Origin of the sequence: Nocardioides sp., assembly GCF_034670285.1 — a bacterium.
In the GTDB taxonomy this organism is placed as follows: domain Bacteria; phylum Actinomycetota; class Actinomycetes; order Propionibacteriales; family Nocardioidaceae; genus Nocardioides.
In genome coordinates this window covers 1-14,092 of sequence record NZ_JAXMNS010000004.1, presented here as the reverse complement: position 1 = coordinate 14,092, position 14,092 = coordinate 1, and the positions used below count along the sequence as shown (strand labels likewise).

Annotated in this window: 12 protein-coding genes; 9 read left to right on the top strand and 3 right to left on the bottom strand. The window is 70.3% G+C overall.

Translation table 11 applies throughout. The annotated features are described in order from the left end of the window. Nucleotides 1–15: 15 nt before the first annotated feature. Nucleotides 16–771 carry a MerR family transcriptional regulator gene (locus tag VOI19_RS00555; RefSeq protein ID WP_323790998.1) on the bottom strand — a complete coding sequence of 252 codons (756 nt, stop codon included), beginning with the start codon at nt 769–771 and terminating at the stop codon, nt 16–18. A 127-nt stretch (nt 772–898) separates the two neighbouring features. Here VOI19_RS00555 and VOI19_RS00550 point away from each other — a divergent pair, with 127 nt between their 5' ends. Together VOI19_RS00550 and VOI19_RS00545 are read left to right on the top strand one after the other, a co-directional pair. Further along, on the top strand, nt 899–2,110 hold the full coding sequence (locus VOI19_RS00550; protein WP_323791013.1) for an acetyl-CoA C-acetyltransferase: 1,212 nt from the start codon (nt 899–901) through the stop codon (nt 2,108–2,110). A 170-nt stretch (nt 2,111–2,280) separates the two neighbouring features. After that, nucleotides 2,281–4,491 (top strand): 3-hydroxyacyl-CoA dehydrogenase NAD-binding domain-containing protein, encoded by a 2,211-nt coding sequence (locus VOI19_RS00545; protein WP_323790997.1) that lies wholly within the window; start codon nt 2,281–2,283, stop codon nt 4,489–4,491. Between the two features lie 149 nt (nt 4,492–4,640). On the opposite strand, the gene VOI19_RS00540 is transcribed toward VOI19_RS00545, so the two are convergent. Next, the gene (locus VOI19_RS00540) at nt 4,641–6,017 is read right to left on the bottom strand and encodes a pyridoxal phosphate-dependent decarboxylase family protein (protein ID WP_323790996.1); all 1,377 of its coding nucleotides are present in this window, start codon (nt 6,015–6,017) and stop codon (nt 4,641–4,643) included. A 95-nt stretch (nt 6,018–6,112) separates the two neighbouring features. Next, entirely contained in the window at nt 6,113–7,462 is a 1,350-nt protein-coding gene (locus tag VOI19_RS00535) for a PLP-dependent aminotransferase family protein (protein WP_323790995.1), read from the bottom strand. 110 nt (nt 7,463–7,572) lie between these two features. On the opposite strand from VOI19_RS00535, the gene VOI19_RS00530 reads away from it, so the two are divergent. From VOI19_RS00530 to VOI19_RS00500, 7 genes are all read left to right on the top strand, one after another. After that, nucleotides 7,573–8,421 (top strand): nitrilase-related carbon-nitrogen hydrolase, encoded by an 849-nt coding sequence (locus VOI19_RS00530; RefSeq protein ID WP_323790994.1) that lies wholly within the window; start codon nt 7,573–7,575, stop codon nt 8,419–8,421. Between the two features lie 11 nt (nt 8,422–8,432). Beyond that, nucleotides 8,433–9,872, top strand: coding sequence for a dihydropyrimidinase (gene hydA / locus VOI19_RS00525; protein WP_323790993.1), 1,440 nt, complete (start codon nt 8,433–8,435; stop codon nt 9,870–9,872). Nucleotides 9,873–9,934: 62 nt separating this feature from the next. Then, entirely contained in the window at nt 9,935–10,984 is a 1,050-nt protein-coding gene (locus VOI19_RS00520) for a TIGR03842 family LLM class F420-dependent oxidoreductase (RefSeq protein WP_323790992.1), read from the top strand. 5 nt (nt 10,985–10,989) lie between these two features. Continuing rightward, the gene (locus VOI19_RS00515) at nt 10,990–11,895 is read left to right on the top strand and encodes an ABC transporter permease (protein ID WP_323790991.1); all 906 of its coding nucleotides are present in this window, start codon (nt 10,990–10,992) and stop codon (nt 11,893–11,895) included. Beyond that, nucleotides 11,892–12,767, top strand: coding sequence for an ABC transporter ATP-binding protein (locus tag VOI19_RS00510; RefSeq protein ID WP_323790990.1), 876 nt, complete (start codon nt 11,892–11,894; stop codon nt 12,765–12,767). Before VOI19_RS00515 ends, VOI19_RS00510 begins: the two co-directional genes overlap by 4 nt. Continuing rightward, entirely contained in the window at nt 12,764–13,555 is a 792-nt protein-coding gene (locus tag VOI19_RS00505; protein WP_323790989.1) for an ABC transporter permease, read from the top strand. Before VOI19_RS00510 ends, VOI19_RS00505 begins: the two co-directional genes overlap by 4 nt. Before the next feature lie 100 nt (nt 13,556–13,655). After that, nucleotides 13,656–14,092 (top strand): ABC transporter substrate-binding protein (locus tag VOI19_RS00500; RefSeq protein WP_323790988.1); only part of this gene is annotated, 437 nt, incomplete at its 3' end.

Below are 14,092 nucleotides of genomic sequence, written 5' to 3'. Positions count from 1 at the left end.
GCCGTCCTGCGCTCACTAGGTCGTGCGGTGAGCTATGTTCTCCCGCTTGGTGTCGTCCATGCCCTGCTCGTAGGCGGCGACCAGCGAGGCGATCGAGAGCGGCTTGAGCCGCTCGACGACGGCCTGGATCGTCTCGGGCGTGGCGCCGGCCTCCTTGTAGCGCGGCCACGCCAGGCGGCGGAAGACGTCGTACAGCTCGTGGGCGATCTGCCGCCCGTGCTCGAGGTAGACCGCCGAGGCGGCGCGGGCCGCCTCGATGGGGAAGCCGAGGTCGAGCAGGCCCAGGCCGACCGAGAGCTGGGTGAGGGCGACGTCGAGGTCGCCGTCCTCACGGGCACACACGACGCCGAGGGCGACAAGGGTCTCGAGAACCTCCTCGTCCAGACGCCGGTCGATCCTGGCGGCGAGCTCGTCGTGCGTCAGGCGCACCGGTCGGTCGGACTGCCACGGAGCGAGCATCGTGCGCTGGAGCGCGATGTCGGCGGGGGTCGCGTCGATCGGCAGCCCGGCGACGTACTGCTCGATGGCGGCGAGGGTGAAGCCGTGCGCCTGCAGCTCCTGCACGAGCTCGAGCCGGGCGACGTGGTCGGGGGAGTAGTAGCCGCTCCGACCGCGCCGGATCGGGGGCGGCACAAGGCCGCGGGTGGTGTAGAAACGCACGTTGCGCACGCTCAGTCCGACCCGGGCCGTCAGCTCGTCGAGAGTCAGCAACGACTCCGGCGCCGTCCGTGCGGCCCCGCTCACCTCACCGATGTCGGCGATCTCGCTCATCTCGTCTCCCGACCCTGTCCAGACGTGTCTTGACGACAGTGACAGTATTGGTGTCACAATCGTGGGACGCAACACCGCACACCCCACCCAGCTCGACCACGAGCTGTACTACGGCAAGGACGAGGTCATGGCAGAAGCATTCGTGTACGACCACCTGCGCACCCCGCGCGGCAAGGGCAAGGCCAACGGATCGCTCCACGAGGTCAAGGCCGTCGACCTGATGGTCGGTCTCCTCGACGAGGTCCGCAAGCGCAACCCCAACCTCGACCCCGCCCGCGTGGACGACGTCGTGCTCGGTGTCGTCTCCCCGGTCGGCGAGCAGGGGGGCGACATCGCCAAGACCGCCGCCCTCGCGGCCGGCTACCCCGACACCGTCGCCGGTGTGCAGCTCAACCGCTTCTGCGCCTCCGGCCTCGAGGCCGTCAACCAGGCCGCCGGACGCATCCGCGGTGGCATGGAGGACCTGATCCTCGCCGGTGGCGTCGAGTCGATGTCGAACGTCGCCATGGGCTCCGACGGTGGCGCCTGGGCCCAGGACCCGGCCACCGCGCTGACCACCGGCTTCGTGCCGCAGGGCATCGGTGCCGACCTGATCGCCACGATCGAGGGCTGGAGCCGCGAGGACGTCGACGCCTACGCCGCCGAGTCGCACCACCGCGCCGCGAAGGCCTGGGCCAACGGCTACCACGCCAACTCGGTCATCCCGGTCACCGACCTCAACGGCCTCACGGTGCTCGACACCGACGAGACCATTCGCCCCGACACCTCGGTCGAGGGCCTGGCCGGCCTCAAGCCGAGCTTTGCCCAGATCGGCAAGGACGCCGGCTTCGACGACGTGGCGCTGGAGAAGTACCACTGGCTGGAGAAGATCAACCACGTCCACCACGCCGGCAACTCCTCGGGCATCGTCGACGGCGCCGCCCTGATGGCGATCGGCACCGAGCAGGTCGGCATCGACCTCGGCCTCACGCCCCGCGCCCGCATCATCTCGATGGCCGTCTCGGGCGCCGACCCGACGATCATGCTCACCGGTCCCGCCCCGGCCGCCCGCAAGGCGCTCGGCAAGGCCGGCCTGGAGGTCAAGGACATCGACCTCTTCGAGATCAACGAGGCGTTCGCCGCCGTCGCCATGCGCTTCATGCGCGACATGGGCATCTCCGACGAGATCACCAACGTCAACGGCGGCGCGATCGCCATGGGTCACCCGCTCGGTGCGACCGGCGCGATGATCCTCGGCACCCTCATCGACGAGCTCGAGCGTCGCGACCAGAAGCGCGGCCTCGCCACGCTCTGCGTCGGCGGCGGCATGGGCATTGCGACTGTGGTGGAGCTCGTCTGACCGAGCTTGCGAGGACAGACGTCGCTCCACCACACCAAGCAATGGGTAGAGCAAGCGACGCGACCGAGCTCGCGAGGTCGCACGAGCGCGTCGAAACCTCGTGAGCCGGGAAGCAGCCGTCACCACCCCCGCCGTACGACACACGACTTGAGACAGGAACCCCTTCACGCATGAGCACCACTGCAACGAGCACTGAGACGTCGGTCCGTTACGACAAGGACGCCGACAACATCGTCACCCTCACGCTGGACGACCCCAACCAGTCGGCCAACACCATGAACCCGCTCTACATCGAGTCGATGAAGGCCGCCGTCCAGCGCCTCGAGGACGAGATCGCCGCGGACGCCGACTCCGTCGCCGGCGTCGTGATCGCCAGCGCCAAGAAGACCTTCTTCGCCGGCGGCGACCTCAAGGGCATGATCAAGGCCGGCAAGGACGACGCCGCCTCGGTCTTCGCCATGTCGGAGAACGTCAAGGCCGCCCTGCGCCGCCTCGAGCGCCTGCCCAAGCCCGTCGTGGCCGCGATCAACGGCGCCGCCCTCGGCGGCGGCTACGAGATCTGCCTGGCCGCCAAGCACCGCATCGCCGTCGACGACGCCAAGGTCACCGTCGGTCTGCCCGAGTCGAGCCTGGGCCTGCTGCCCGGCGGCGGCGGCGTGACCCGCATCGTGCGCAAGTTCGGTCTCCAGGCCGGCCTGATGGAGTTCCTCCTCACGGGCGCGCAGTTCAAGGCCGGTCCGGCCAAGGAGAAGGGCCTCGTCGACGACCTCGTCGCCACGCAGGACGAGCTGATCCCCGCCGCGAAGGCGTGGGTCAAGGCCAACCCCGAGGTCACGCAGAACCCCTGGGACGCCCCCGGCTACAAGATGCCCGGCGGCAACCCGACGTCCCCGGCCCTGGCGTCGTTCCTCCCGGCCTTCCCGGCGCTCCTGCGCCAGCAGACCAAGGGCGCCGTCTACCCCGCCGCCCGCGCGATCCTGAGCGCGGCCGTCGAGGGTGCCAGCCGTGACTTCGACACCGCCTCGCGCATCGAGTCGCGCTACCTGACCAACCTGATCGTCAACCAGGGCTCGAAGAACATGATCCAGGCGTTCTTCTTCGACCTGCAGGCGATCAACGCCGGCACCGAGCGCCCCAAGGGCATCGAGCCCTACAAGGCCGTGAAGGTCGGCGTCCTCGGCGCCGGCATGATGGGCGCCGGCATCGCCTACTCCTGTGCCCGCGCGGGCATGGAGGTCGTGCTCAAGGACGTCTCGCAGGAGAACGCCGACAAGGGCAAGGCCTACTCGGAGAAGCTCAACGCCAAGGGCATCAGCCGCGGCAAGCTCACCGAGGAGAAGTCGGCCGAGATGCTCGGTCGGATCACCGCGACCGCCGACCCGTCCGACCTGACCGGCTGTGACCTCGTCATCGAGGCCGTCTTCGAGGACCCCTCGCTGAAGGCCAAGGTCTTCGCCGAGATCATGCCGTTCATCAACGACGACGCGCTGCTGTGCTCCAACACCTCGACGCTGCCGATCACCGAGCTCGCCGAGGGCGACGACCGCCCCGCCGACTTCATCGGTCTGCACTTCTTCAGCCCCGTCGACAAGATGCCGCTGGTCGAGATCATCCGCGGCAAGGAGACCTCCGACAAGGCGCTCGCCATGGCCTTCGACGTCGTCCAGCAGATCAAGAAGACCCCGATCGTCGTCAACGACAGCCGCGGCTTCTACACCTCGCGTGTCATCGGCACCCAGGTCATGGAGGGGCTCGCGATGCTCTCCGAGGGCTGCTACCCGATGTCGATCGAGCGGGCCACCACGCAGGCCGGCTACCCGGTCGGCGTGCTCCAGCTGACCGACGAGCTCAACATGGAGCTCATGGCCAAGATCGAGAAGGCCTCCAAGGACGCCGCCGAGCGCGACGGGACGACGTACACCCAGCACCCGGGCGTGCCGGTCGTCGCCAAGATGATCGAGCTCGGTCGCTCCTCGCGCCTGGTCGGCAAGGGCTTCTTCGAGTACGAGGAGGGCAAGCGCGGCTCGCTGTGGGCCGGGCTGAAGGACGAGTTCCCGATCGCCGAGAACCAGATCCCCTTCCAGGACATGAAGGACCGGATGCTGTTCGCCGAGGCGCTCGAGACCGCCAAGTGCTTCGAGGAGGGCGTGGTCACCTCGGCCGCGGCCGCCAACATCGGCTCGATCATGGGCATCGGCTTCCCGCCCATGACCGGTGGTGCTGCGCAGTTCATGACCGGCTACGAGGGCACCGACGGCGAGATCGGCCTGGCCGCGTTCGTCAAGCGTGCCGACGAGCTCGCCGAGGCGTACGGCGAGCGGTTCGTGCCGACCGCCTGGCTGCGCGACCTCGCGGCGTCGGGCGGCTCGTTCCCGAGCTGATCGAACCGCTGCGTCCCAGACGCGTCTGATGCAGCCGGACGGCGTCCGTCCCCCAGGTGGGGGCGGGCGCCGTTCGTCGTCCGCCCGCGGAGATAGTCCCTTACGAAGTGGCCCCTGATCGGGCCCACGAGGGGCCACTTCGTAAGGGACTATCGCAGCGTTGAGGCCACGGCCTCGATCACGGTGGCCACGTCGGCGGCGCTGGTGCGGGCGTTGCTCACCGAGATCCGGAGCACGGCGCGACCCTGCCAGTGGGAGGCCGAGAGCAGGATCCGCCCGTCCTCGTGGAGGCGCGCTCCGACAGCCTTGGTCTGCTCGTCGGACTCGAGGCACAGACACACCTGGGTGTAGGTCACGTCGTTGAGGATCTGCACGCCGGGCAGCGCGCTCAGCCCCGCCGCGATCGCGACGGCCCGGTCGGCCAGGGTGTCGACGAGCTCGGTCACCCCGGTGCGGCCCAGGGAGCGCAGCGCCGCCCAGACCGGCACGCCGCGCGCGCGGCGCGACAGCTCTGGCACGCGCTCGTAAGGGTTGCCGGGACCGGACTCCTCGGCCAGCAGATAGCTCGCGTGCACCCCCATCGCCGCCCGCATCGCGGCGGGGTCACGCACGATCGCCTCGCCGCAGTCGTACGGCGTGTTGTGCGTCTTGTGGGAGTCGGTCGTCCACGAGTCGGCGGCGCCGAGGTCGCCGAGCCGTGCTGTCAGGCGGGGGGAGGCCGCGGCCCAGAGGCCGAAGGCGCCGTCGACGTGCACCCAAGCCCCGCGGGCGTGGGCGAGCTCGGCGGCCTCCGCCACCGGGTCGAAGGCGCCGGAGTGCACGTTGCCGGCCTGGAGGCACACGATCAGCGGGGCGTCGGCCGGTACGGCGTCCAGGGCCTCGGCCAGCGCGTCGAGGCGCATCCGCCCCTGCTCGTCGGCGGCGACGACGGTCGGCGTACCGAGGCCGAGGTAGCGCAGCGCGAGGTCGACGGTGTCGTGGCGCTCCTGCCCGACGAGCACGTGCAGGCGAGGTGCACCCGTGAGGCCGTCGGCGTGGACGTCGTGACCGACACGCTGCAGGACCGCTCCGCGGGCAGCGGCCAGGCAGGTGAAGTTGGCCATCGTCGCGCCGGTGACAAAGCCGACGTCCGACCCGGAGGGCAGGTGCAGGAGGTCGAGGATCCACCGGGCGGCCGCCTCCTCGAGCGCCACGACTCCGGGCGTCGCGTCGCGCATCCCGGCGTTCTGGTCCCAGGCGCTGACGAGCCAGTCGGCTGCCAGCGCCGCCGGCAGGGTCCCGCCCATCACCCAGCCGAAGAAGCGGCCGGACTGGCTGGCCATCAGCCCGGACTCCACGGCTGCGACCTCGTCGACCACTCGGACGGCGTCGCAGCCCTCGTCGGGGAGCGCGCCGCCCACCAGCGGCAGGAGGGACTCCACGTCGACGCGCGCCGGAATCGTGCGCGTCGCGACGGTGTCCAGCCACCGCTGCGCGTGGTTGGCGGCTGCGGTGAGGGCGCCGGTGGTGGCGGTCGGCTCGGCCATCACTGCAGCATCGCACCATCCGGGACCGCCCGTCTGCGGTAGTCCCTTACGAAGTGGCCCCTGATCGGGCCGCGGAGGGGCCACTTCGTAAGGGACTATCGGACGGCGAGGGCGGCACCGGCCAGCGCTGCGGCGACGTCGTCCACGTGGTCGGCGGTGACGAGGCCGGCGGTCACGCGCACGTGCGGGGAGACCGGTGAGCCGGCGGCCACGAACGGGCGTCCGGCGGCGGCGCGGATGCCGGTCGCGGCGAGGTGGAGCAGTGCGGCGCGCTCGTCGGCCACCGGCAGCCACAGGTTGATGCCGTCCGGCGTCGCCACCGAGACGTCGTACGACGCCAGCGCGGCGACGAGGTCACGTTGGCGTCCGAAGTACTGCCGCCTGGCCTCGGCCACCTCGTCCATCGACGAGGCCTCGGTGAGCAGGTCGAGCAGGATCGACTGAAGCATCCGCGAGGTCCAGGCCGGTCCGAGCATCCGGCGCTGCACGATCGCGTCGATCATCGCAGCGGGGCCGCCGAGGGCGGCGATGCGGAGGTCGGGTCCGTGGGACTTCGAGAAGCTGCGCACGTGCACGACCCGGCCCGTCAGCAGCGTGCTGAGCGAGACGTCCGGCGAGGTGCTGATGGCGCCGGAGTGGTCGTCCTCGATCACCCACGGTCCGGGCTCGGCGCCGCGTGCGAGCACTCGCGCCAGTGCCGCGGCCCGGGTGGCCGAGAGGGAGACCCCGGTGGGGTTGTGCGCCCGCGGCTGGAGGACGACGGCGACCGGACGCGTGTCGAGCGCGACGCGCAGGTCGTCGACCAGCACGCCCTCCGCGTCGACCCCGACGGGCACGACCTCGGCCCCGAGCGACTCCACCAGGTCGAAGAACGGTGGGAACCCCGGCGACTCCAGCACCACGCGGTCGCCGTACGACACCAGGTGCTCGAGCACGCGTGCGATGCCGTCGGTGGCGCCGTCGACGACGGTGATCGTGTCGTCAGCGTTGGGCCAGGTGGCGGTCAGCACCTCGCGCAGCCGCGGCAGCACGGGTTCCTCCTGGTAGGCGAGGGTCGAGGCCCGTGCCGAGACCCGGCTCAGCGCCGGTCCCAGTGCCGGCAGGAGCGCTGGGTCGGGGGTGCCGCGTGAGAGGTCGAAGCGCAACGAGGTGTCGCCGGCGCTCACCGACCCGCCGACGAGGTCGCGGACCCGGGGGCTCAACCAGGTGGTCGGGTCGTCGCGCGCGAACGTGCCGGCGCGTCCGCGCGAGACCACCAGGCCCGTACGGCGCAGCGCCTGCCAGGCCGCGCTGACAGTGGCGGGGGAGACCCCGAGCTCGGCGGCGACGTCGCGCACCGTCGGCAGGCGGTCGCCCGGAGCGAGGACGCCGGAGCGGATCGCCCGGCTGAACTCACCCGCGATGCCCTTGGGCGTGCGGTCCTCAAGGCCCGTCAGCGAGAGCACGTCGCCTCCTCGAAACACCGAAACCCTTGACAGAGCAGAAATGAAAGAGAAATGTTCAAGTCGGAAGATAACAGTTACCAGGCAAGCCCCGACCTGTTGGAGGAACCCGCGTGACGATCGTGCGAGCAGCCATCTCCCAGACCACCTGGACCGGCGACAAGGCCTCCATGCTGGATCGCCACGAGGAGTTCGCCCGGGAGGCGAAGGCCCAGGGCGCGCAGGTGATGTGCTTCCAGGAGCTCTTCTACGGGCCGTACTTCGGTATCACCCAGGACCAGAAGTACTACCGCTACGCCGAGCCCGTCGACGGCCCGATCGTGCAGCGGTTCGCGGCGCTGGCCAAGGAGCTCGAGCTGGTGATGATCCTCCCGATCTACGAGGAGGAGCAGACCGGCGTCTACTACAACACCGCGGTCGTCGTGGAGTCCGACGGCACCGTGCTCGGCTCCTACCGCAAGAACCACATCCCGCACGTGGAGAAGTTCTGGGAGAAGTTCTACTTCCGCCCCGGCAACACCGGCTACCCCGTGTTCGACACGTCGGTGGGCAAGATCGGCGTCTACATCTGCTACGACCGGCACTTCCCCGAGGGCTGGCGCGAGCTCGGCCTCGGCGGGGCCCACATGGTGTTCAACCCCAACGCCACCAAGCCCGGCCTGTCCAACCGGCTGTGGGAGGTCGAGGGGCCGTGCGCCGCGGTGGCGAACGGCTACTTCGTGCTCCAGCCCAACCGCGTGGGGCTGGAGGACAACGAGTACGGCGACGAGGCGGTCAACTTCTACGGCACCAGCCAGGTGATCGACCCCCGCGGCAACTTCATCGGCGAGGTCGGCTCGGGCACCGAGGAAGAGCTGCTCGTGCGCGACCTCGACCTCGACATGGTGCAGCAGATGCGTGACGACTGGCAGTTCTACCGCGACCGTCGTCCCGACTCCTACGCCCTGATCGCCAAGGCCTGAGGGGGTACGCCGTGGGCACCCTGCTGATCACCGGCGGCACCGTCGTCAGCTCGACCGGCCGCACCGCCGCCGACGTGCTCGTCGACGGTGAGCAGATCGTCGCCGTTCTCGCGCCCGGCTCGAGCCTGCTGGGGCACGACCTCGCCGGCTCGGTCGACCGCGTGATCGACGCGACCGGCAAGTACGTCATACCGGGCGGCATCGACGCCCACACCCACATGCAGCTGCCCTTCGGGGGCACGGAGGCCAGCGACACGTTCGAGTCGGGCACCACCGCGGCGGCCTGGGGCGGCACGACCTCCATCATCGACTTCGCCGTGCAGAAGACCGGCGAGGCCGTCGAGACGGGACTGGCCGCCTGGCACGAGAAGGCCGGCGGCAACTGCGCGGTCGACTACGGCTTCCACCAGATCATCGGCGGGGTGGACGAGCAGTCGCTCAAGGCGATGGAGACCCTGGTCGACGAAGGCATCACCTCCTACAAGCTCTTCATGGCCTACCCCGGCGTCTTCTACTCCGACGACGCCCAGATCCTCAAGGCGATGCAGAAGGCCGCCGAGCTCGGGCTGATGACGATGATGCACGCCGAGAACGGCCCGGCCATCGACGTCCTCGCCGAGCAGCTCTACAACGCCGGCAAGACGACGCCCTACTTCCACGGTGTCGCACGTGCCTGGCAGATGGAGGAGGAGGCGACGCACCGCGCGATCATGCTGGCCGACCTCACCGAGTCACCGCTGTACGTCGTGCACGTGTCGGCCAAGCAGGCGGTCGCGCAGCTGGCGGCGGCCCGTGACCGCGGCAAGAACGTCTTCGGCGAGACCTGCCCGCAGTACCTCTACCTCTCCCTGGAGGAGCAGCTCGGCGCCCAGGGCGATCCGACGTGGGGTGAGTTCGAGGGCGCCAAGTGGGTCTGCTCGACCCCGTTGCGCTCGCGCGAGGAGGGCCACCAGAACGCCATGTGGCAGGGCCTGCGCACCAACGACCTCCAGATGGTCTCCACCGACCACTGCCCGTTCTGCATGAAGGACCAGAAGGAGCTCGGACGCGGCGACTTCCGCGCCATCCCCAACGGCATCGGATCGGTCGAGCACCGCCTCGACCTGCTCTACCAGGGCGTCGTGACGGGCGAGATCACCCTCGAGCGCTGGGTCGAGCTCACCTCGACGACCCCGGCTCGGATGTTCGGCCTCTATGGCAAGAAGGGCGTGATCGCGCCCGGCGCCGACGCCGACCTCGTCGTCTACGACCCGCAGGGCCACACCTCGATCGGGGTCGGCAAGACCCACCACATGAACATGGACCACTCCGCGTGGGAGGGCTACGAGATCGACGGTCTCGTCGACGTCGTGGTCTCGCGGGGCTCGGTGGTCGTCTCGGACGGCGCGTTCCACGGGCGGGCCGGTCATGGGCAGTACCTCAAGCGCGGGCTGACGCAGTACCTCGTCTGACGGGGTTTCACCACCGTCAGCGGCTCCTCGTTCGCACCTCAACCACCGGGAGAAGACACAACATGGATTTCGGCGTCGTCCTGCAGACCAACCCGCCCGCCGCGCGCACCATCGCGCTGGCCAAGAAGGCCGAGGAGCACGGCTTCGACTACGCCTGGACCTTTGATTCCCACCTGCTGTGGCAGGAGCCGTACGTCATCTACTCGGCGATCCTGGCGGCGACCGACCGCATCACCGTGGGGCCCATGGTCACCAATCCCGCGACCCGCGACTGGACGGTGACGGCCTCGGTCTTCGCCACGCTCAACGAGATGTACGGCAACCGCACCGTCTGCGGGATCGGGCGCGGCGACTCCGCGGTGCGGGTGCTCAACGGCAAGCCGACGACGCTCAAGGACGTCCGCGAGGCCACCCACGTGATCCGCGAGCTGGGCAACTGCCGCTCGGTGGAGATCAACGGCACCACGCTTCAGTTCCCGTGGGCCCGCACCTCGGCGCTCGAGGTGTGGATCGCGGCCTACGGCCCGCTCGCGCTGAAGACCACGGGCGAGCACGGCGACGGGTTCATCCTCCAGCTCGCCGACGTCGACATCGCGAAGTGGATGATCGGTGCGGTCCGCAAGGCCGCCACCGACGCCGGGCGAGACCCCGACGAGATCACCTTCTGCGTCGCCGCACCGGCCTACGTCGGCGACGGGAGCCCCGAGTCGCTGGCCCACATGCGTGAGCAGTGCCGGTGGTTCGGCGGGATGGTCGGCAACCACGTCGCCGACATCGTGGCCCGTTACGGGGATGGAAGCGATGACGGCGGCGGTGCAGTACAGATTCCAAAGGCCCTCACCGACTACATCAAGGGCCGCGAGGGCTACGACTACAACGAGCACGGACAGGCCGGCAACACCCATGCCGACTTCGTGCCCGACGAGATCGTCGACCGGTTCTGCATCCTCGGCACGCCCGCCGACCACATCGCCAAACTCGAGGAGCTCAAGGCGATCGGCGTCGACCAGTTCGCCGTCTACCTCCAGCACGACAACAAGGAGGAGACGATGCGGGTCTACGGCGAGTCGATCATCCCCGAGCTCCGCGACCACGTGACGGCGAAGGCCTGACCACGGTGTCTCTCGCTGCTCAGGGGACTGTCCGGACGGCCGCCTTGCCGGCGGTGCGCTCGGCGTCGTACGGCGTCCTCGGCCTGGCCGCCGCGGTCGGGTTGTGGGAGGCCTACAAGGCGATCGCCCCCGAGAACGGCGTCCTGGTGGGCGAGAACCGGGTCCTGCCGCGCACCACCGACCTCGCGATGCCGCACGTGTGGGACATGGTCCAGCGCCTGGGCGAGCCGGTCTCCAGCATGGCCGGGGCCGACGCGCTGTGGCGGGTCGTGGCGGACGCCGTGGGTGTCTCGTTGCGTGTCGCGGCGGCCGGCTGGGTCGCGGGGACGGTGATCGGGCTGCTCCTCGCGCTGTTGATGGCGCGCTCGCGGTTGGCCGAGTGGGGCCTGCTGCCCTGGATCGTGCTGAGCCAGACGGTGCCGTTGATCGCGTTCGCCCCGATGGTCCGCAGCTGGGGGTCGCGCATCGAGATCGGCACCTGGGAGTGGCCGCCGTGGATGTCGGTCGCACTGATCGCCAGCTATCTCGCGTTCTTCCCGGTCGCCGTCGGCGCGCTCCGGGGGCTCCAGGCCTCGGACCGCATCCACACCGAGCTGATGCACACCTACGACGCCGGGTGGTGGGCGACGCTGCGGCGTGTCCGGCTGCCGGCGAGCGTTCCCTACCTGCTGCCCGCCCTGCGACTCGGCGCCGCCGGCGCCGTCGTCGGCACGGTCGTGGCCGAGGTGTCGATCGTCTACCCCGACGGCATCGGCCGGATGCTCATCACCTACGCAGGGCAGGCCTCGGGTGACCCCGAGAAGGCCTGGGCGCCGATCTTCGGCGCGGTCGTGCTCGGGCTGCTCGCTGCCGGATTCATCGGCCTGATCGGCCTGCTGCTGCGCAACTACCGACGTGGAGAAGCCTTATGAGCACCCCCGAGCAGGTCCCCCCCGCTGCGCCCGCCGCGCCCCCCGCGCCCGCCGACAACGTGCTGGCGGTCTCCGCCGTCCAGGTCGAGGGCGTCACCAAGGTCTTCGGCTCCCGCAAGTCGCAGGTGATCGCGCTGTCCGAGGTGGCGCTGAGCGTCGAGGCCGGCGAGTTCGTCGCCCTGATCGGCCCGTCGGGCTGCGGGAAGTCGACCCTGATGCGGCTGATCGCCGACCTCGAGGCGCCGACGTCCGGCTCGTTGAAGGTCTTCGGCAAGTCCGCTGCCCAGGCCCGGGTCGACCAGGACTACGGCATCGCCTTCCAGCAGGCGGGCCTGCTGCCCTGGCGCACCGTCGCCGACAACATCTCCTTGCCCCTCGAGCTGCACGGCGCCTCGCGCGGTGAGCGCAAGCGACGGGTGGCCGAGCTCGTCGAGCTGGTGGGGCTCACCGACTTCGCTCGGTCTCGTCCCGACCAGCTCTCGGGCGGCATGCAGCAGCGCGTGGCTATCGCCAGGTCGTTGGCCGAGCGGCCGCGGCTGCTGCTGATGGACGAGCCGTTCGGGGCCCTCGACGAGATGACGCGCGAGCGCATGCAGGCCGAGCTGGCCCGGATCTCCGCCGAGACCGGCGCTGCCGTCGTCTTCGTGACCCACTCCATCCCCGAGGCGGTGTTCCTCGCCGACCGGGTGGTCGTGATGTCGGCCCGTCCGGGCCGGATCACCGAGGAGATCGTCACCGGCTTCGGGCGCGACGTCGTCCGGGACCAGAAGCTGCGCGAGGACCCGGCGTTCTTCACCAAGGTCACCGAGGTGCGAGAGGCGCTGCACGGTGCCCCGGTCGGGTCCGGGTCGAGCGGAGCGGAGGAGCGGTGAGGGGCCGCACCGGTGAGGGTGCCGAGCGCCTCGGCCGTGTCGCCGCGCCCCTGCTGGTCGGGGTGATCGGCCTGGCCGTGTGGCAGTACCTCGTCTCGGTGGTCGAGGTCTCGCCCTACCTCCTGCCCGGGCCGGCCGAGATCTCCGAGGAGCTGCGCGACAACTTCGCCGCCGTCCGCGAGGCGTTCTGGATCACCGGCGGCAACGCCGCCATCGGCCTGGCGTTCGGCACCGTGGTCGGGATCGTGCTGGCCGGGTTGTCCGCCTGGGCAAGGGCGATCGACGGGATGCTCGCCTACGTCGTCGCCGCGCTCGCCGTGGTGCCGATCGTGGCGCTGGCACCGGTGCTCAACTCGATGTACGGCGCCGACAGCGAGTACGGCCGCAGGGCGATCGCCGCGATCGCCGCCTTCGTGCCGGTCTACCTCAACACCGTGCGCGGGCTGCGCCAGACCACGCCGGCGCACCGCGACCTGATGCACGCCTACGCGGCGTCCGGGTGGCAGGTCTTCGGCCGCCTGACCCTGCCGTCGTCCGCGCCCTTCGTGCTCACCGGCATCCGTGTCGCCAGCTCCCTCGCCGTGATCTCCGCCCTGGTCGCGGAGTACTTCGGCGGGCCGCGCGGCGGTCTCGGCAGCTTCATCGCCACCAGCGCTGCCACCAGCGCGTACGCCCGGGCCTGGGCCTACGTCGCGGCAGCCATCGTTCTCGGGTTGGTCGCCTACGTCGTCACCGTGCTGCTCGAACGAGTGGTGCAGTGGCGGCTTCCGACCGGGGCCACGTCATGACGCCCGCGGCTCGCCGCCGGCACGGCCCCGCTCCACATCGTCCGCCCCTGCAACGTCGCGAGGCGCGCGTTTCTGCTCAGGACCGTCGAAAGGAACCCTCATGTTGAACACCTTGCGCCGCCGTCTCGCGGTCGGCGCCACCATCGCTCTCGCAGCCACCACCCTGGCTGCGTGCGGCAGCGACGAGGAAGGCGCCGATAACGGCAGCGCTGCCGGTGGCCTCACCGACGTGACGCTGCAGCTGCAGTGGCTGCCCCAGGCACAGTTCGCCGGCTACTACGCCGCTGTCGAGGAGGGGTTCTTCGAGGAGGAGGGCCTCGACGTCGAGATCGTGCCGTCCGGCGGCGACATCGTGCCGCAGGACGCGTTGGCCAACGGCGATGCCGACTACGCCATCGCGTGGGTGCCCAGGGTGCTCGGCTCGATCGAGCAGGGCGCCAACCTGACCAACATCGCCCAGATCTTCCAGCGCTCCGGCACTCTCCAGGTCTCGATGGCCGACTCCGGCATCGAGTCGGTCGCCGACTTCGAGGGCAA